Source organism: Mesorhizobium sp. CA7 (assembly GCF_020165015.1).
GTDB lineage: Bacteria > Pseudomonadota > Alphaproteobacteria > Rhizobiales > Rhizobiaceae > Mesorhizobium.
Map to the genome: position 1 here is coordinate 532541 of NZ_JAIUHH010000002.1, position 19459 is coordinate 551999.

At 65.3% G+C, this 19459-nt stretch carries 16 protein-coding genes; all 16 read right to left on the minus strand.

The genetic code is table 11. From position 1 onward, the window contains the following. Positions 1-17: 17 nt before the first annotated feature. Genes LB552_RS07200 through tssA form a run of 16 tightly spaced genes read right to left on the minus strand, consistent with a single transcriptional unit; the run spans position 18 to position 19255 of the window. Positions 18-1085, minus strand: a complete 1068-nt coding sequence (locus LB552_RS07200; protein WP_140844108.1) for a PAAR-like domain-containing protein — start codon at positions 1083-1085, stop codon at positions 18-20. Beyond that, on the minus strand, positions 1082-2107 hold the full coding sequence (locus LB552_RS07205) for a 3-oxoacyl-ACP synthase (protein ID WP_224603270.1): 1026 nt from the start codon (positions 2105-2107) through the stop codon (positions 1082-1084). Before LB552_RS07205 ends, LB552_RS07200 begins: the two co-directional genes overlap by 4 nt. Continuing rightward, on the minus strand, positions 2104-3201 hold the full coding sequence (locus LB552_RS07210; protein WP_224603272.1) for a DUF2169 domain-containing protein: 1098 nt from the start codon (positions 3199-3201) through the stop codon (positions 2104-2106). Before LB552_RS07210 ends, LB552_RS07205 begins: the two co-directional genes overlap by 4 nt. Beyond that, positions 3201-3743 (minus strand): type VI secretion system-associated protein TagF, encoded by a 543-nt coding sequence (gene tagF, locus LB552_RS07215; RefSeq protein ID WP_181174845.1) that lies wholly within the window; start codon positions 3741-3743, stop codon positions 3201-3203. Before tagF ends, LB552_RS07210 begins: the two co-directional genes overlap by 1 nt. After that, entirely contained in the window at positions 3725-7264 is a 3540-nt protein-coding gene (tssM, locus tag LB552_RS07220; RefSeq protein WP_224603274.1) for a type VI secretion system membrane subunit TssM, read from the minus strand. The genes tagF and tssM overlap by 19 nt, the downstream gene beginning before the upstream one ends. A gap of 1 nt (position 7265) precedes the next feature. Further along, positions 7266-8591, minus strand: a complete 1326-nt coding sequence (gene tssL, locus LB552_RS07225) for a type VI secretion system protein TssL, long form (protein WP_224603276.1) — start codon at positions 8589-8591, stop codon at positions 7266-7268. A 4-nt stretch (positions 8592-8595) separates the two neighbouring features. Beyond that, positions 8596-9930 (minus strand): type VI secretion system baseplate subunit TssK, encoded by a 1335-nt coding sequence (gene tssK, locus LB552_RS07230; RefSeq protein ID WP_224603278.1) that lies wholly within the window; start codon positions 9928-9930, stop codon positions 8596-8598. Between the two features lie 36 nt (positions 9931-9966). After that, entirely contained in the window at positions 9967-10419 is a 453-nt protein-coding gene (gene tssJ, locus LB552_RS07235; protein ID WP_224603279.1) for a type VI secretion system lipoprotein TssJ, read from the minus strand. A 4-nt stretch (positions 10420-10423) separates the two neighbouring features. Continuing rightward, a complete protein-coding gene (gene tagH, locus LB552_RS07240) occupies positions 10424-11866 on the minus strand; it encodes a type VI secretion system-associated FHA domain protein TagH (protein ID WP_224603284.1) in 1443 nt (480 codons plus the stop codon). Then, positions 11866-12930, minus strand: coding sequence for a type VI secretion system baseplate subunit TssG (gene tssG / locus LB552_RS07245; protein WP_224603286.1), 1065 nt, complete (start codon positions 12928-12930; stop codon positions 11866-11868). The genes tagH and tssG overlap by 1 nt, the downstream gene beginning before the upstream one ends. Further along, positions 12894-14768 carry a type VI secretion system baseplate subunit TssF gene (tssF, locus tag LB552_RS07250; RefSeq protein ID WP_224603287.1) on the minus strand — a complete coding sequence of 625 codons (1875 nt, stop codon included), beginning with the start codon at positions 14766-14768 and terminating at the stop codon, positions 12894-12896. The genes tssG and tssF overlap by 37 nt, the downstream gene beginning before the upstream one ends. 1 nt (position 14769) lies before the next feature. Then, complete coding sequence (gene tssE, locus LB552_RS07255) at positions 14770-15522, minus strand: type VI secretion system baseplate subunit TssE (protein ID WP_095765811.1); 753 nt, start codon at positions 15520-15522, stop codon at positions 14770-14772. Continuing rightward, entirely contained in the window at positions 15509-15985 is a 477-nt protein-coding gene (locus tag LB552_RS07260; protein WP_095765810.1) for an Hcp family type VI secretion system effector, read from the minus strand. Before LB552_RS07260 ends, tssE begins: the two co-directional genes overlap by 14 nt. A 45-nt stretch (positions 15986-16030) precedes the next feature. After that, positions 16031-17536 (minus strand): type VI secretion system contractile sheath large subunit, encoded by a 1506-nt coding sequence (gene tssC, locus LB552_RS07265; protein ID WP_042638543.1) that lies wholly within the window; start codon positions 17534-17536, stop codon positions 16031-16033. A gap of 3 nt (positions 17537-17539) precedes the next feature. After that, positions 17540-18076 carry a type VI secretion system contractile sheath small subunit gene (tssB, locus tag LB552_RS07270; RefSeq protein ID WP_095765809.1) on the minus strand — a complete coding sequence of 179 codons (537 nt, stop codon included), beginning with the start codon at positions 18074-18076 and terminating at the stop codon, positions 17540-17542. Positions 18077-18082: 6 nt separating this feature from the next. Next, on the minus strand, positions 18083-19255 hold the full coding sequence (gene tssA / locus LB552_RS07275) for a type VI secretion system protein TssA (protein ID WP_224603289.1): 1173 nt from the start codon (positions 19253-19255) through the stop codon (positions 18083-18085). Positions 19256-19459 lie beyond the last annotated feature (204 nt).

The window sequence follows — 19459 nt, forward strand, 5'->3', positions numbered from 1 at the left end:
CGCTTCGTCCTTTCCGGCTAGCAGGAAACTTTCGAGGGGGCCACATCCGCGGCTGTCACAACGACGGATTCCCCACCCGCCGCCTTCCTGAGGCGCTTTTTGGCGACTTGAACAAGACGAGCCTGATCCTTCGCCTTAGGGCAAGTCCCGTGGCAGGCTTTCTTGTCCTTCACCTGTTTCTCGGACTTGTTCATGCTCTTCTTCAAGTATTCCATGTTCGCAGTCTTGAGGCATTCTGTGGCAGCGGCGTGCACGGCAGGCGGAATCTTGGGGTCGTCAAGGTTTTTCACCGTGCTGTTCACGCATTCGTCAGTAAAATCGCCCAGCTTGCCGGCAGAATTGTTGCTCAGCCAGTTGCGGGCATCCGCAGACTTTTTATTGTGCGGGGTTTTGCGCTTCTTGCCGACCACCTTTTTGCCGGGCGCGCCCGCAGCCTTGGCTTTTGCCGCTTCGCCCGCCATCCATTTCGCCTTCATGCAAATGCATGGCGCTTCTTTGTCGTCGTAGTCCTTGCAGCAGTCCAGAGTCAGGTCGCGCACACCTTCGGCCGTGAAGAACTGGACCTCAACGGTATGCTCCTTTTCATAGCCTTCCGGGCATTCCAGCTCCTTGTACGGCTTTATCTCGAGATCCGAGCATTTGAAGGTTGCCGGCGTGGCCGTAGCGACCTTCGGCATTGGAGGTCCGCCCGCGGTAGGGGAGGCGTGATCGTTCGATGAAATGTCGGTGAAACGGCTGATCGGCTCGCCATCCATCTTGACGTCGCCGGACCAGGCATGGGCGTATTCCTTGCCCGTATTGACCGAGGTGATGATGTTTTTCTTTGGCGCGCAGCCCGCCTCGTTGCCGCTACATCTGGTGTAGTAAGATTTGTTTTTCTGCGTGACAGTCTTTCCGCCGATCTTGACTGTGCCTGTTCCGTTGTCCGTGTCGCTGTCCATTCCAAACGTTGGATAGGGTACCGGGACGCCGGGCGGTGTTGCCGGAGTTTGTGGCGGGGTGAAGCAGACGTAAGGAAAGGCCGCGATGACCTGGTTAGCCTGCGCTTTGCAGGCAATCTCAAGACTATTGGCGTAGACGGTCATGCCCTTCTCCCGTAAGCGAACACCGCGGCGCCGCACGCACCTGCGTCGGAAGACGCCTCGATGAGGACCGGATTGCCGGCGGCATATCCTTTGCCGGCTGCGGTCCACGCCATGCCTACCATAAGCGGAACGGCTGCGGCACCGATGTTGCCCAGAGACTCCGCGGGCGACCATAGGTCCTGGAACTCATGGCGCCCCCGCAGCAGGCGGATCGAGGCCAGCGCGGTCTGCTTGAACCAGTATTGCTCGCCGATCAGGTCGGCGATGCGATAGCCGAGCCGGTTCATATCAATCCCGGTTTCGTGGAACGCCGCATCGTAGGCAGCCGTCATGCCATCGGCGCGCAACGGCAGATCTTGGTCGTTGTAAATAGAAGCCTCCTCGCGCGAAAGACCGAGGCCGAACAGCCGGAAACCGTTACCCTGCGGTCTCGAGCAGAGAATGGCCGCAGCGGCTTCGCCTGGAATGAAGCCGTTGGAATTATCCGCCGTAAGCAAGCGGCGCTTGCTGAGGTAGTGGGAAATTGTTGATCCGGTCAGATAGCTGTCGATGCCTGCAATCATGACATAGGGAGCTTCGCCAGATGCAAGCAGTCTGCGCGCTTGATCGAACGCTACGTGCCCGGAAGGACGTCCATAAGCCACGATGCGAGAACGCAGATGAGGTTCGATCTCGACGATTTCGCTGATCCGGCGGAGCAAGGCGAGATTGTCCCGGACCGGGCGGCCGGGGCGATCCTCCTCCGGTAGGCAGAGGATGAGCGCCGTCTGCCCTCGAGCTTGCGGATGATTTCCGAACGCTTCCGATATCGCCCCTGCTGCTAGGTGGGCCATTCGTTTTTCGCCGATCCAGTTGCGTGGCAGCGGCACCGGCGCACCCGTAAGCCAGCCCGCGGGTGAGCCCACGAAACGGGTTTCCTGGAACCCATCGAGCCGAGCGCGCATCGCTGCGCAGGCTGAGGGCGCGTCAAGGCCAACGGCCGTCACCATACCAACCGAAACGATCTCGACCGGGGAGGTCATGCTTCCTCCTCCTCCGGCGCCGTGCCGTTGGCGCGGATATAGGTGCGGCCTGTCGCGCGCGCCTTCAGCATTGCCGGCGTGGGCGGACCGACCCAGCACTCGGAGAAATCGAGGATGGTCCGCTGGATTCGCTGTGAGACGCGCCAGACCAGCGAGAAGCGACGCCTTTCGGGGTCAAGGAGGACGGTGTCGGGAAAAATATCACCTTCGTAGGCCTTTTGGTTCCCCTTGAACAAGGTGATGGGCAATGCAGTCGACGGCAGCCGAAAGCTAACACGCCCATCGGGCGTGAGGTTCACAAGCGCAATCTCCTCGCCGCCATGCGGGTGATCGATCTGCTGGTCCTCAGGCGCCATCTGGAAATAGCGTTCGTCGAAGTCCGGCGGCAGGAACGGAAAAATGTTCTTCGTCCAGTTGTCGTCATAGGTGCCGCCATATTCGATGCGGCCAGGCCAGCCGCGGCCCATCGGCCCAAAGCTCATCGGCTTGTAGTCGCCGAAGGGCGAGCGGATTTCCTCGTTGACAGCTTGCGTGTTCGGTAGCCGCAGGCCTGGGATGAGACGCTGGTTCTTCGTTCGCGACCAGCCGGTGCCGACCGGGTTGTATTTGTAGCTGGCGGGCAGTTCGTCCTCCGGATCCAGGCGATCGATGCCGCCCCAGGCGACATCGTAAGAGATCGGCAGTTTCAAAAAGGGCTGCGGCGCCGTCGCGTTGAACACCGGTCCGATGGCGCGCCACTCGCGGTGGCCGACGACCTCGAGGAGCTTCGACCAGTTGCCGACTTTGATGCCGACCGGCACGCGCTCGGCTGGGCGCCCTCCCGGCGCATAGGCGCAGCCATTGGCGATGACATCGCAGCGCGGCTTACGGAAGGCGAAATCCGTCTCCCACAGCGTCGCCGAATAGCCCGGCACGCCGGTGTGCGTGTCGGCCATCACCAGCGGCACCTGCTCGGCCGATTTCTGCACCAGTCCGCCAGGCTTCTCAGGAAAGTCGAACGTACCCTTCACCACGACGACGAGCCATTCATGGCCTGCCTTGTCCATGCCCATAGTGAACTGGTGCGGATAGCCCATCTGGTTCCAGATCTGCATCAGCTGGTCTCCCAACTAGCCGCGAAAATCTGCTCCAGCACCGGCTGCGGCGCCTGCGGATCGACGTCGAAAATATCCGTATGCGCCGTCCATGCCACGAGGCCGTCGATGACATCGCCCTCACCCTCGACGGGCGGAATGGGCAGGTCCGCAAGCGCCGCGTCGAGTTCGTCGGGCGTCAGCTCGCCCCGTTGCGCGGCGAGGGCGGCATTCTCGATGCCGTCAAACCACCTATCCGCATAAGCCAGCTTCAGCGGCGCCTCCGAAATCCGGGCGACGACGCTGAGCGGGAACCGCCGGCCGACCCGGTCGGCGCTCTGCAGCACGATGCCCGCCGAGGCACCGAAGGAACCCGGGCCGGCCAGAAAACGCAGCGCCGTGTTCTGCGGCCAGGCTTCGAGCCCGAACAGCGGCACGATGTGCTGTGCCAGCCAGCGGTCCCACACGCGCACGAAATCGCCCGGCAGCCGGCGCGTCACGAAATCGCCGGCGGCGGGCATCTTGCCGTAGAAGCCGGGCAGGATCAGATCTGCGGCGGACATGTGAATTTCTTGAACATTTCGAGCGTGTAGGGGTTCTCGACGCTGGCCGCCTTGAGCTCGAAATCGGCCCACATCCCTTTGGTGCCGAGCCGCAGGCTGTAGACGTCGGTGAGCTTGGTCGCGTTGAAGCGGCCGCCCCGCAGCATCCTCAGCCATGCCCAGCTGCCGGTTTCGTTGAGCATCACCTCGGGCGAGCCGTCGACCGGCTGGAAGGCGAGCGAGATCACGCCGGTGCCGTCCTTGCCCGGCCACGTCATCGGCTGCGGCCTGGTCGCGTTGTTGTAATAGACGAGGTTCTGGCCATCGAGGTTGAGCGTCACCCGCGCCACGTTGGGCGACAGGTCTTTCGGCTCCAGCGTGAAATTCATCACCGGTCCGGTGCCGCCGGGAAAGAGATCGTCACGGATATGCCTTGCCTGCTCGAACGCAGCGAGCGCTGCCGGATCGAGACCGAAATCGGCGCGCCATTTCCACGGCTCGCTGGCGGTGTCGACATAGTTGATCAGATGGTCGTTGGTGAAGGCGTCGATCAGCCCGGTCGGCCCGAACAGGCGCTGAAAATCGCGCACATTGACGTCGACCGCGCTGTCCGGGCTGAACGGATAGCGGTTGTTGAGCGCCGCCTGGCAGAAGGGCAGGATGTCGGCGCGCCAAATGGCGTTGAGCTCATTGGTGACGGCCTTCTGCGACAGGCCGCTGGTGTCGCCGGCAATTCCGCCCAGCCAGTCGTTGATCGGCGAAGGAAGGATCTGCGCCTGCCTTGCGACCGCGCCGGTCAGTTCGGCCAGCCCGCCCTGTTTCTTGATGGCATCTTGCGGATCGGGGTTGGCGGTCACCGTCTGCAGCACGTTGGACAGCGCCGTCAGCGCCACGACGGCGGCGTCGAGCGCAGGCGGCTGGCCGTCGACCTGGGCGATCGTGCCCTTGAGCGGCTTGAAATGCTCGGCCACCAGGCTGCCGGTCATATCGACCTGATCGGCCGAGCCCGCGCGGGGCAGCAATTTCGCTCCCGTTTTCACCACCTTGCCCAATTTGCCGAGCTTGCTGAGCAGCTTCGAACCGGTCTTGGCGGCGCCGCTCTTGTCGTCGGCCGGCGCCTCGTCGGAACGGGTCAGGTCGGTCTCCTGCACCACCCCGGTCAGCAACCGCTTCAGCGCCGAGTCGGCGCTGGAAAGATCCTTGAGGTTCTCGCTGGCGACGTTGAGATCGGTCAGCGGCGCCAGCCGCATGTCACGCAGAAAACTGTCCCACTGCGCGATATAGTCGTCGTAATAGAGCTTCAGAATGTCTTCGGACAGCGCCGAGACCGACGTCTCCGAATTCTCCGAGCAGCCGCCGGCAAACACCGCGCGGTCGAGCGCCGCCTGTCCGGCGACATCCTCGACCCGGTCGAGGATCGCGTCGTGGAAGCCGGCATAGGTGTAGGGGCCCGGCACACCCACCCGCAGCGTCTTGTCGGAACGGCGCGCGAACACCTTGGCGCCGTTCGGTCCGGCGAAATTGGCCGGCACCCATTCCTTGACCGCCGCCACTTCCGGGTCGGCCAGGAGCTGCTTATAGGCGCGCTCCGGCAGCGAGATCGTGCACACCGTCTTCAGCGCCTCGGCGACCAGTTCCTTGTCCGGCGCGATGTAGCTGTCGCCGACGGCCATGCGGCGGATCGCGGCAAGCTGGTGCTCTTCGGCGTCCGCGGTCGGGAAGGGCGCGGCCGGCGCGAATTGCGGCAGGCTGTTCGCCCACCAGTTCTGCACGAAATCGGTGTCCATCTGCGACAGGCCGGTCATCATCCGGTAGGTCTTCAGCGCGCCGAGCATGAAATCCGGATCGCGGATCTGCCGCCACATCGTCGCCTCCAGCAGCGCGACCATGTGCGGCTCCAGCACGTTGCGCAGCGCATGGGCGTAGGTATCGGTCTGCGCGCGCACCAGCTCGGCCGAGGCGGTCGGGCCGAGCAGATTGTGGACGGCATCCGGCGGTGCCGTGCGGGCCGTGGCCACCGCGTCCATCGCCGCCAGCGCGCCGTCCATGGTCGGCTGCTCGACCGCGGCCGGCATTGCCGCGACGTCCGTGAGCGGCGCCTGCAGCGCCTCGAATTGGCCGGCCTGTTCGGCGATCGCATTGCGGTTGTCGAGATAGGACCAGGTGAACAGTCCGCCGGCGAGCAGGGCGGCGAGCGTACAGGCGGCGGCGGCTCCGCGCCAGATCCAGGCGCGGCGGCGCTGCGCCAGCGGATCGAATGTGCCGAGGCCGGCTTCCTTGAAGATCACTTCGGTGAGCAGATTCCTGAGGAAGAAGCTGCGTTTCTCGACGCGCGCCGCCGGCATGGCGCGACGCGGCGGCAGCCCGAAGGATGAGGAAAGGGCGGCGGTCAGCCGGTCGATCGGCGCGCCTTCCTGCGTCGCCGAGGTCAGATAGAGGCCGCGCAGCCAGGCGGCTTCCTCGTAGCGGCTCTCGCCGAACATCGCCTCGACCAGCACCTGGATCGGCTCGGACAGGCTGGCAAGCTGTGCCGGGAAGCGGAAGATCTCGGCGCGCTGGCCAAGCTTGTCCTCGTCCTCCAGCCGCGGCACCAGCCGCCGCTCCAGTTCGGCGGCAAGCCTGGCGAGTTCCGTCTGGATCGTGCCGGCACTGACACGGGCATCGAGCGGGAAAGTGGTTCCCCACACTTGCTCGCGCGCCGTGGTCGACAAGCCGCCGAAGAACGCTTCGAACCCTTTGATCAGATCGGCCTTGGTCAGCATCAGGTAGACGGGAAGGCGGATCTCCAGCCGGTCGTTCAGCTCCGCCAGCCGGCGGCGGATCTTTCTGCCATGCGCCTTGATCGCGTCGTCGCCCTCCGACAGCGTGTCGATCGATAGCGCGACGATCACCCCGTTGAGCGCGCGGCGGCCCCGATGCTTCTTCAGGAGGTCGAGGAAGCCCAGCCACTCCGCCGCGTCGACATCCGGCTGGCTTTCCTGCTGGACGTAGCGGCCCGCTGTGTCGATCAGCACCGCGTTCTCGGAGAAGAACCAGTCGCAATTGCGCGTGCCGCCGACGCCCTGCAGGTCGTCCGTGAGGTCGATCGGGAAATTGAGGCCGGACTGGCGCAGCGCCGTGGTCTTGCCGGTGGCCGGCGGACCGACGATCACATACCAGGGCATCTCGCGCAGGAATTTCCTGCCGCCGAGCTTGCGGCGCTTCAGCTCCGCCATCACCTCACCGAACTTGGCACCGACGGCGGCCACGCTCTCCTCGCCGGGCGTAAGCTGCTTTTCGGCGACCGGCGCCGCGATCTCGGCGACGAACATGCGGTTGGCGCGGATCGCGCGGCGCTGCGCGATGATCAGCCAGATCAGCCACAGGATGATCAGCCCGGCGATGATGGCGATGCGCACATTGTCGGATTCGAACGGCGCGTAAGGGCCGACCTGCACGATCGGGCCGAACACCCAGATCAGCAGCGAAAGCAGCGCGATGCCGATCAGCGTCCAGAGAAAACGCGAGGTGATGACGGCCCAGAGGAAGCGCAGGATGAACATCTCAGAGCCTCTTCTCGACCAGAACCTCGACGCGCCGGTTGAGCGCGCGGCCCTCGCGCGTCGAGTTGTCGGCCACCGGATCGGTTTCGGCGCGCCCCTCGGAAGAGATGCTCTCCTGCGGCACGCCGGCTTGCACCAGAAGCTTGGCTATGGTTTCGGCGCGCGCTTCCGACAGACGCTGGTTGCTGGCCAGCGGGTTGGACTTTTGCAGGCGCACATTGTCGGTGTGGCCGACGACAGTGATTTTTCCGATCAGCTCCTTATTGTCCAGGATCACCTTGGCGATCGCTGCGATCAGCGGTTCGTATCCTTCCGTCAGCGTCGGCCGGGAGGACTGGAACAGCTCGGGATTGGAGGACTGGATGACCAGCTTGGCCAGCGAGACGCTCTCGGTGCCGCTCAGCGCCCCCTTGAGGTTGTCCGGCGCTTCGGCCTTGAATTCCGGCAACAGCGCGAAATCGACCGGCTGCGGCTCGGGCGCGGGTGCATCCTGCTTGGGCGCCGCGCGGGTGATGTCGCCGCGCGAGGCCGGCGGCAGCGTGCGCACCAGCGCGGAAAGCTCGACCGCCTGGCTGCTCAGGCCCATCGACAGGCCGATATAGGCTGCCGCGGCGACGACAATCGCGGCAAGCGCCATCACCCAGATCGGAACGATGAAGCGCTGCGGCTCGTCGGAGGCGATCACGCCTTTCCAGTTCGGCGACAGCGGCGCGTCTTCGGCGTCCGCATTGCGCAGGAAGCGCGCCGCCGCTACGCGCACGGCGTTGAGCGAACGGTCGCCGGCGCGGCCGGGCACGCGGTATTTGCCGCGGAAGCCGAGCGCCAGGCAGTAATATTGCAGCTCCAGCATTTCGCGGTCGCGGTTGGGATGCCGCTCCAGCTCGTCGAGGCGTGTGAAGAACTGGGTGCCGGCATCGACGTCGCCGCGCAGCATGACGACCAGCGGCTGTCGCGGCCAGGCGCTGGCGCCGCCCCACGGCGTGTTGAGCGCCAGATCGTCGAGCAGCGCCGCCACCGCCCATGCGGCCTGGTCGGCGCGCTCCAGCGACGAGCCCGCTGCCACCGCCGCGTCGCGCGCCCGCACCAGCTCGTCGAGCAGGCGCGTTCGCATGACTTCCGGGTTCTCCGGCGCCAGCGCGCTTTCGAGCTCCGGCGCGAATTCGAGCAGCGGCGCGAAGATATTGATCAGTGTGTTGGGATGGGCACGCGCCCGTTTGACCGGCGCGCCGGGCGCCAGTGGCGCCATCGGTCGGGGCGCGGCACCGGTCAGGCGGATGCGTGTGCGCTCGCGATCCTCCGACAGTCCGAAAGGATCATCCCGGCTCATGGCCTCACCTGTTCACCGAATAGCAGTCGACCTGCGGCTCGCTCGGCAGCACACCGGAAACGCCGATGACGAAGCCGGGGGCATCGAGCAGCGAAGCCCAATGCTCGCTCTTCTGGTCGAGCTCCAGGCACAACCGGTCGCCGTCATACGGGATCTCGCGCGGCTGCGAATGCAGCGGTTTCAGCGGAATGCCCGGCAGGCGCGACTTCCACAGCCCTTCGAACTGGTCGGCGGAGCCGACCGTCGCCTGGTTGACGAAGATCTTGCGCAGCGCATCCTCCGAAAGCTCGGAGCCGACGCGGATGACGATGCGGCTGGCGACCAAAAGCTTCGGGTTGTCGATGCGCACCTTCCAGACATTGGTCGCGTGCCGCATGACCGGCAGCGCGCGCGACTTCGGCTCGATATAGCGCAGGCTGAGGATGAGCGAACGCAAGGCGTCGGCCAGCGCCATATAGGCGGGACCCGGCGCCATGTGGTCGTAGGCCGGCAGCTCTCCGAGCCGCCGCGAGCTCGAGCCGTAGGTGGCCATCTCGCCGGCGAGGCCGGCAAGCTCGAGATAGAGCTCGGCCGGATGGAAGACATCCTGCGCCAGCATATGCGCAAGGCGCGGCCGCGCGGCATTGGCGAGGTGCAGCATCAAAAGGTCCTCGACGCTGCGGCCGGCCCCGCCCATCACCATCTTGCCATGCGCCTCGGCGATCTGGTCGAGGCCGGTGACGACCTCCTGCAGCAATTGCCGATACCAGTGGACGGCGCCGGTGATCAGCGTCGGCGGCAGGAAGGCCTGGTCGAGCGAGACGCCGCCATCGGCGCGCACGCCTTTGATGTCGGCGACCGGCAGCGCCGTGTAGCCGCCGACCGATTTGCCGGGCGCCAGCAGCACCGCTTGCGGCCGCGCGATCTCGATCTCCTCCGGATCGGCGCCGCCCTGCACGGCATCGCGCACCGCAACGATCTTGCCGTGGTAGCGCGCGCCCGTCGATGCGGCATGCGCCGGATCGAAACCGACGCCGCCGGGCGGCTCCAGCGGCAAGGCAACCAGCACCGACCCGGCGCCGGTGTCGGCGGTGACCGGCAGCGGCTTCGGCGCGTCCATCAGTTCCGGGATGGAGAAGGGCGTGCCGTCCGGGAAGATGCCTCGGGCGGACACGATCGACACCTGGCCGGCGTCGAGCAGCGACTGGTCGAGCGTCAGCTGCTGGAAGCCGAACGTATGGAGCTGGCCGGCCTGCAAGGCGCCGCGCACCATCCCCTCGAAGAACCGGTCCTGCTGCTGGAAGTGCTGGGTCCTCAAGAAGAGTCCCTCGGACCACAGCACCCTGTTTGCGTCGCTCATGCCACTGCTCTCTGCACTGCCGTGCTTGTCTCGCCGTCAGGCGGAAATCCCGCCTTTGCCGAGGCTGACGTTTATGGTGAATTTCGACCCCGGCGATACCGACTTGGTCGTGCGCCAATTGCGTCCGCCGGGTTCGCGGATCAACGCGACGAAGCCGAGCGCCGTCGCGTTCGGTTCTACCGTGATGGTCTTTGCCGCCGTCTTGCCCGGAGCGACCGAGATCGCGTCCGATCCGATGAGGTCGGCGCCCAGCGCCGAGCCGGCATCGCCCTGCAGCGCGAAATAATCGGCCGAGTTGAACTTGCCGGCGCTGGCAAGCCGCATCACCAGCACGGTCACCGGCCTGTCGCCGCCGCCCGGTCCCGGATTCATGCCGGCGCCACCGGTCACGTTGACCGAGATGACCGATGGTTTCGGCGGACCGCTCTGGCAAGCCGCAAGCAGCCCCGTCGCGCCGATGGCGACGATGAATTCACGTCTGTCGATCATGTCCCTACTCCTCTTCATATGCTTCCCTGAAGTCTGCGCCGATCTCGCCCAGGAAGCTCGATTCCGCGCTCTGGGCGATGTCGCGATGGCGTTTCTGGTAGATCTCCCACAGCTTGGCGTTGCGCCCGCCGGCGAGCAGGTTGCCGATCGCCGAATTGGATTTGAGCTCTTCCTCGATCGCGGCCGGGTCGAAGCGGTCGATCATGCGCCGCAGCGCCGCCTGTACGCCGCGCCAGGCGCGCACGTGATGCTGCGCGAGGTCCTTCACCGCGTCGCCGATCGCCGCCTCGCCGGACAAAAAGCCGGGGCTGCGTTCCGCGATGATGGTGACGATGACATCCTCGACCGTCGGCAGGAATTTGAGCGGGTTGACCTCGGAGGCGCCGACCATGGTCTGGGCGACGCGCGCGCTGCCCTTCTCCTCGGCGCGCTTGCGCAGGAGCTGCATCAGCCCATCGAGCATCAGCCGGTACTCGCGCCCGAATTTCTCCATTTCGGCGATCGGATCGCGCCCGGGGAAATCGGCCTCCTCGACGCCCATGCCGCGCAGGAACGCCGCGCGCAACGCCATGTCGCTGGGCGCCGGTTGCATCGGACGTGACGGTTTGGGAGCGGGACGCGGCGGCGCAGCGGGTTCGGCCCGCACCGGCATCTCCCATGGGCGAGCGGCCTGTGGCTTCTCGGCGGGCCGCTCGACGCGGCCAGCTGAATCGGCACTGTTGTTGCCGGAAGCGGGCGTCGCGGCTGGCTCGAAGCCGAAATCGTCGAAGCCGGACGGTTTCGCCGCGGGTTCGGGCATATCGCTGCGCAACGGCATGTCGCCGAAGCCGAACGGATCCGACCTGCCGACGGCGGGCTCGTCGTTCGAGGCCGGCGTCGCCACCGGATCGAGGCTGAACGGATCGTCGAACGCCGGTGAGCTGCGCTGATTGGAAGCGCGATCGTAAGCCCCCGGCACAGGCTGCTCGAACGGATCCGGCAGGCCGGCCGGGCGCGGCCGCAGCGGCTCCTCCTCGACCTTGGCCGAGAAGAAGTCGTCGCCGCCGATGCTGGCCGGCGTCCGTGATTGTGGCGACCATGCCGGCGCGGCATTGGCGATCGGCGCCTGGCTGATCGAGGTGTGGCCGGCGCTGGGCTGCACCTCGACATGAAGCACATAGTCGCCCATGCGCAGCCGCATGCCGCTTTGCAGGCGCGTCGACCTGCCGGTGCCGAGCGGGCTGTCGGAATCGTCGATGAACAGTCCGCTGCTCGACGTGTCGGTGACGTAATAGCCGTCGCGGCCGCCGCTGATCTTGCAGTGCGCGCGTGAGACGAACATGTCCGGATCGTCGATCTGCCAGCCGGCATCGGCGCTGCGGCCGATCACCAGCTCGCCCTCGTCCAGCCGGGCCTGTCTGACCACCTGCGAGCGCGGGCCTTGTTCCAGGGTCAGCAGGAGGCTCATCAGGCTGCCTCCGCCATGTCCGGTCGCCAACCGACGATGGTGCGCAGCCTGAGATCGTCGGCGTCGCCCTTTTCGACAGGGCGCGAAAGCCAGGAGGTACGGCCGAGCTGGATGGTTCCCATCTTCGGCGAAGGCACGGCGTCGCGCGCGAGCACGATCCTGAGATCGACGTCGAGCGCTTCGCCGATCATGTCGCGCACCGCCTTCTTGAACAGGGCAAGGCGCCGTTCTCCGGGCAGGAACGATTTGAAGTCGTCGAGGCTCAGCGGGCCGACGCGCAATTCGATCCGGCTCTGCCGGCTGAAGACGCGCGGGCCGATCGTTGCCCCGCCGCCGAGCGCCGCATAGGCCTTGCCGACGCGGCTCTGCAGCGCCACCGGAATGGTGATCCAGGCGGCAACGAATTCCTTGATCTCAACCGGCACCTTGAAGGCCGTGGCGAGAAACAGCGTCAGCCGCTCCGCGCCATTGACCTGGTTGGCCAGCGATCCGGCCTGGCGCAGCCGCACCGTGTCGAGCTCGGGGTCCTGCGTGCCGGGAAGGCCGATGCCGGCCATCGCTTCCAGCATGGCGCGGACGCGCCCGCCGACCGAACGTTCGACCTGCACCGCCGGATGCGCATCTGCCCATGCGCGGTAGTAGAGCGCGATCATGCGATGCTGCAGGATGTTAACAAAGTCGACGAAGGTCGTGTCGCTGGTCTGCTCGGCGTCGGCGCCGGTGAACCAGCGCTGCGATAGCCGGTCGAGCACCCAGCGCGTCAGATGCAGCGGCATCGGCCCTTCCGGCCCGAGCAGGCCGAGATTGGCGACGGTAACCCGCGCCGGAGCCCTTTCGCCAGCATCCTGGAATTTGATCACGTCCCTGGCCGAGAAGCTCAAGCGCACATGCTGCCCGAGCCTTGCCGGCTCGCGGTCGGCGGTTCCGGAATGACCGAACAGTCCGCGCCGCTGCTCCAGGCGGCGCAGCAGCTCGAAGAAGTCGAAGCTCTCCGACAGCGCCTCGGCCTCGGCTGGGGCGGGCTGCGCTAGATCAGGTAGCGATTGCCGGGCGTCATCGGCCATGGCACATCCTCCTGCTTCTGCAGCAGCCGCGTACGCGTCCGCACGAAACCGTTTATCCCGGCATGGCGGGCAAACAGCCGCGCCAGCAGGGCCGAAAGCAGCAGCGTGCTCTGGCCCGCCAGAACCGACTGATCGACATGCAGGGTCACCTCGGTGCCGCGTCCGAAACACATCGGCCCGTCGATCTTGAGCCGCTCGATCACCGGCCGCGAATCGATCCGGGTGATCGAATGCACGTTGCGGGCAAGGCTCGGATCACCGCGATCTGCGTAGAGGTCGAGCAAGGCGTGCAGCGGATCGACGCCGCGGCCTTCCTTGGCGAGGCTCAGGAAATTGAGCGAGAGCTGCGCCACCAGCCGCCAGGCGAGATTGTCGGCGCGGGATTCGCCTTCGGCGCCGGCCGGCAGCGCCGCCGGGATCGCCGGCTGCGGCGGCCGCAGCGCGCCGAGCAACCGCACCGCTTCCACAGGGTCGGCGGTCTCCAGCGTCAGCGACGGCGTATCGTCCAGGATCGGCAGGTCGCGGTTGGTGCAGAGCGCCATCACGTCGAGCCGCTTGAGCGGCCGGTTCGGCTGGCTGCCGGCCGGACGCGAGACTGCGATAAAGACATCGTCGCCGGTGTAGGAGGTGCGGGTCAGGCCGTCGCGCCGTTCATCCTCCGTGGCCCGCCGCGGGCGCCGCTCGGCCGAATAGACCCAGCCGCTGCCGCGGTTCTGCCCCAGGCTGAACAGTTCGGGGATGGTCGCCTCGCTGCCTTCGGCATCGGCGTCTTCCACCCGAGTGACCCGGAAGATCTCGAAATCGCGCGCCCGGGTGCGGTCGGCGTGCAGCACCTGGCGCGTCCGGCGCGAGTCGATCTCGATGACGTTGCACTCGCGTTCGAAGAGATTGATGATCGGCGTCGCGAACAGCTCGAAATCGGCCACCGTCACATCGGCGAGTTCCGGCACCGGACGCCGGAATAGGAAGATGATCTCTATTCCCCCATCGCACTTGCGCACCACCGGCTGCAGGCCGGCAACGCGCACATAGTGGAAGCGTTCGGGGATCATGAAATATTCGCGCAGCAGCCGGTATCCCTCAAAGGTCGGCCGCGTGCGCGGCATCAGCGCTTCATCGTCGTGGATCCCGACCATTTCTGGCTCGGGCAGCGCGGTGAGCGGATTGGTCTTGCCTTCCGCCCGCGCGCCGGCGGCCGAACAGGCGCCGAAGATCGCATCGAAGATGAGCGGCGCCTTGGCGCGCCCGGCGAAATAGAGATCGAGGCGGTCGAGCGACAATTCGCTGAGCTTGCCCTTTCCGGTCCGGGTAAGCGCGATGCGGAACGCCGCTTCGCCGCGAACGCCGCCGACAGGCGCGATGCCGGCGGCGGCGAGTGCGCTGCGGTCCTGGAAATAGCTGACCGAATTGATCGCGATCGGCCAAAGCGTCACCTCTTGCGCGGTGGTGAAGGTCGAGCGCGTCGAGAGCCCAGGATGAAGGCCGGAAACCAGCCGCGTGCCGCGCGCCACGGCATGGCCGGCGATCATCGATTGCACCTGCTGTCCAGGTTTCAGCACGGCCATCGCCGTCGCCGGCGCCGGCGTCACAAGGTCGGGATAGAGCACGTCGAGCACGGCGCGCGAGAAGCGCGAGCGCTCGGCGTCGACCTTCAGCCGCGTGCGCGCGGCAAGAAAGGCCACGCCGTCGAGCAGCCGTTCGACATAGGGATCGGGGCAGGGGACGGTATCGAGGGAAAGGTTGCGGGCCACCGCCGGATGCATGTCGGCGAATTCCGCGGCCAGCGCGCGGATATGGGTCAGTTCCTCTTCGTAATACTCCACGAAGACCCGATCCATCTCAGGTCTCCCGGAATTCGGTTCGCGCCAGACCGTTGTCGAGATTGATCGTGGTGCGCAGCCGCATGCGTTCCGGCGTCGGCGTCATGATCAGCACGGCGTCGATCTCGATCTTGAGACCGACGGTCTTGTCGCCAAGCGTGACGTTGACGGTCGTAGCGCTTTCCTTAAGGCGCGGCTCAAAAGTGGCGAGCACCGCACGGATTTCGCGCGCTAAAGTATCGCGGTCGAAATCCCGCGACGAACGGCCCGAAAAGGACGGCACGCCGTAATTGACGACGCTGCGCCGCACCTCCGGAAAGTCGGCAAGCGGCGGCAATTCGTCCAAGGGCTGTTCATGCTCGGCGTCGGAAAGCATCGGGACGGACTCGAAACGCTCTGTGTTGAACAGGGCCTCGATATCGCGCCGGACCGCTTCCCTGAGCACGCGCGCCGACACCACCACGCCGCGGCTTTCGATCTCGGTGCGGTGCTCGGTCTGGAAGACCAGCCTGTGCAGTCGCCGTTTCTGCTCGGGCGTCAATTCCGCATCGGCATCGATGACGCGGGCGCTGCCGGCAAGAAGGGCCTCGACGCGCTCGGCGCCGAGTTCTTCATCCAGCAGGCGGCGCAGCCCATCGATCTCCGACGTCAGCCCGGGCAAATCGTTGACAAGGCGGTCCCAGAGGGAGGGCTGGACCGCCTCGCGTTTTGCCCGAGAGCTGCCGGCGAGCTGCGCCTTCGCGGCCGGCCGCTTGGCCTCACTTGCCGACATAGACGTCCATTTCGATCTCGTCGTCCTTGTCGTAGACGAACTTGATTTTCTTGTAGGCGAAGCTGACCTCTTCCTCGATCAGGTCTGGCTCGTCGTGCGCCTGCCGCATGTCGTATTCCATGATCGAGGCGTCGGTGAGCGTCACCACCAGATAGTCGCTGGTCTCGCCGTCGATGGTGCGGCGTGCCGAGAACACCACCTCGTCGAGCGCCTTGTTCTCGAACAGTGCCTTCTTCAGATAGGGCGACGACTTGTCGTAGTGCTTGATGAATTTGATCATACCCATCGACACGCGGCCGCGCCGCGAGAGCGAATTCGGGTCGTAGGGCGCAATCATCTTATAGTCGACGCCATGGATCTCGATTTCGTCTTCATGGCCGTCGCGCTTGCTCGGGCCTTTGATGTCCGGGACTTTCAGGAAGCCGTCGATCTTCGTCGAAGGCGCATCGGTTCTCTCTGGCATTGTCTTTCTCCACCGCTACAAACAAGATGACTTTGCTTAACGATTTCAGCCCTTCACCGACGGCAGTTCCGATACCAGCCGGAGCGAGGCGTTGATGCCTTCCAGCTGGTAGTGCGGACGCAGGTAGAAACGGGCATTGTAGTAACCGGGCCGGCCCTCGACGCTGTCGACCTGGACCTCGGCCGCGGCGAGCGGGCGCTTGGCGCGCGCCTTGTCATCGGCAAAGGCTGGATTGGCCAGCACATACCGGTTGATCCATTCGGTCAACCAGATCTCCATGTCGGTGCGTTCCTTGAACGAGCCGATCTTGTCGCGCGCAATCGCCTTGAGGTAGTGCGCGAAGCGCGAGACCGGGAAGAGGTAGGGCAGGTTGGCGGAGAGCCTCTCGTTCGCCTGGGCGTCGGGATCGACCAGACGTCCGGCGCGCGTCTCGTCGTCCTGCAGCGAATGCGCGCCGATGAAGGCCGCCAGGTCGGTATTCTTGCGGTGCAGGATCGGCATCAGGCCGAGTTTCGCCAGTTCCGCCTCGCGCCGGTCGTCGATGGCGACCTCGGTCGGGCATTTCATCGCGATCGATCCGTCGTCGGTCGGGAAGGCGTGCACCGGCAGGTTGAGCACCGTGCCGCCATTCTCGACGCCGCGGATCTGGGTGCCCCAGCCATAGAGCTTGTGGCTGCGGTTGATATTGACGCCCATGGGGAAGGCGGCGTTCATCCAAACATATTTGTTGTGGTCGCCGCCCACTTCCTCCTCGAAGGTGAAGCCCTTCACCGGAACGGTTTCCGAGCCGTAGGGCAGGCGTGCCAGCACGCGCGGCATGGTGAGCCCGATATAGCGGGCGTCCTCGCTTTCGCGCAGCGACTGCCACGAGGCATAGGCCGGGTTGTTCACGATCATCTGCAGGTCCTGCGGGTTCGGCAGTTCCTGCCAGCTGTCCATGCGGAACAGCCGCGGCGAGGCGGCCGCGATGAACGGCGTGTGCGCCGAGGCGCAGACGCCGGAAATGTTGCGCAGCAGGCCGACGTCGCGCGGATGGTTGGAGAACTCGTAGGCGCCGATGATGCAGCCGATCGGCTCGCCGCCCAGCATCGAATATTCGTCCGTGTAGACCTTCTTGAAGATCGGGCTCTGGTCCCACATCTGGCCTTCATAATCCTCGAGCGTGTCGGCCAGCTGCTCCTTGGAGATGTTCATCACCCGGATCTTCAGCTTGGTATCGGTCTCGGTGTTGTTGATCAGGTACCAGAGGCCGCGCCACGTGCCTTCCATTTCGCGCACTTCCGGCGCATGCAGGATCTCGTTGACCTGCGTCGTCAGCATCTTGTCGATGCCGGCGATCAGCGACTTGATCGACTTGATCGCATTGGAAGAGATGGTTGTGGTCTCAGAGCGCGACTGTGCGGCCAAAGCCAGGTTGCGCACCAGTTGCTGCAGCTTCTCGCTGTCGTCCTTCTTGACCTTGAAATCCTTTTCAAGGAGTCCGCTGAATTCGCCGAGATCTATGGCTTCCGCCTCGGCGGTGGCGGCTGCGGTCTTTTGCTGTTCGGCCATGACTTACTCCTCGCCCTTGCCGTCATCCATCGCCTGGCTAGCGATCTTGCTCAGCAGAGGCTCGTTGTTCAAAAGCTGTGCGATGCGCTTTTCCGCGTCGACGCGGCCGTCCATGAAGCCGAGCAGCTCCTCGAGCTGACGGCGCATCTTCAGGATCTCGGCCAGTTGCGGAACCTGCTCGGCGATCTTGTCCGGCGCGAAGTCGCCCATCTTGGAGAAGGTGAGATCGACCATGAGCTCTTCCTCACGCTCCTGGCCCTCGGCCTGCGGCAGGGTGTTCTTCACCCGTGCCTTCACGCGCGGCCCCATCGCCTCCATGAATTTCGGGAAGCGGTTGGCGTCGGTTTCGACGAAGTTGCGGTCAAGCACCGACTTCGACGCTTCCTTGGTCTGCGAAGCGCCCGCAAGGTCGGCCATCACGGCCATGACGAACGGCAGTTCGATCGTCGTCGGGCTGCCGTAGGTTTCGACGTCGTAGGCGATCTGCACGCGCGGCGCGCGGTTTCTTTCGATGACCTTCGCTTTGCTCTCTGCTGGCATGCTTTTCTACCTTTCATCCTTCTGGGCCGGCTTCTTGGGATCGGGAACGCCGGCAAGCAGCCGGAACTCCTTCAGCCCCGACGGGGCGAGATCTTCCATCAGTTCCACGAAATCCATGTGCACCATCCGGCGCACGCGCCGGGCGAGATGCGGGATGGGGCTGGACGGCTCGGTGCGGTCGTAGAAGGCGACCACGAGGTCGAGGCATTTGACGACCTCGTCGCGCGAGTTGATGCGGTCCGGCAGACCGGTGCTCGCTTCCACGGCGCTTGTCACACTTGCCATCGTCTCGGCTCCATGACCGTTGCGGGCGGGCATTGCTGGTTCCGCCGCCGCCTGCGGAGCGGCCTTCGCGGCACCATTCGCCGTGGCGCCGGCACCGGAATTCCGCTCCAGCGTCGTCAGCAAACGCTGCAGGAACTTCTTCAATTCCGGGATAGTGGCGCCATGGCCGTCGATGCGGGCGTTGAGCGCGGCGTCCACCGCGTCGAGGGCAGCGATCGCGGCCCGCGCGTCGGCGAGCAGCGAGGTCATCACATCCGCTGCTTGATCGATTTGCGCCGCGCATCCGGTGCGAACGCGGTTCAACAGCTGATTGTGGGCGCTCGTCAGCGCCGCCTTTTCGGCGGCCCCAAGGCCAGAGGCCGCTTCCTGGAGCATGACGCGTTCGTCGAGCGCAGCCTGTTCGAGGTCCCGGCCGCTGATCGGTCCGATCGCGCGCGGGGAGAAGAAGGCCATCTGCCTGAGGTTCGCCAGCAAGCCTTCCTGGCCGTTCTGCAGATCGAGCAGCGCGTTGATGCGCCGCAAGGCAGCATCGCGCGGCGCGCCTGTCCGCAGCGACGGGTGCATGGTGTCCCAATACTGCTCAAAGGTTCGCGCGATCAGCGTCAGGCCCTGGGCGAGGCCGGCCAGCCCTTCCTCGTTGGCCAAGGCCCGCGCGACGATGACCAGCAGGCGCAAGTCCCGGCCGCGGGCGCGCAACTCTTCGGCCTTTTCGAGCACCGCCGCCCAGTCGACAGGACTGGGTTGCGAGGTGGGCTTGCTGTTACCGTCATGGACAACTTTGAGCTGAGGCTCGGCCAGACGCTCCAGCTCATGAAAGGCCGGGTCGTTGCGCAAGTCCTCTCCCGACGGATTCTCACCGTTCAGAGGATTCAGCCAGAGTGCGAGATCAATCACACCAACCCCCAGCCAGCGGCCCTGAGACCCCTATGTAACGTAACGTTATCACCGGCTTCGCGCGACGACAATTGAGCACCTGCGCAAAAACTAACGGAAGCTAAACGCGACCGTTCTCTTCGGCGAAACCCATTGCGCGATTGCCGGACCCGGTATGTGAAATGGCTCGCATAGCCCGGGCAGCAATCGTGTTTGTTGGCCACG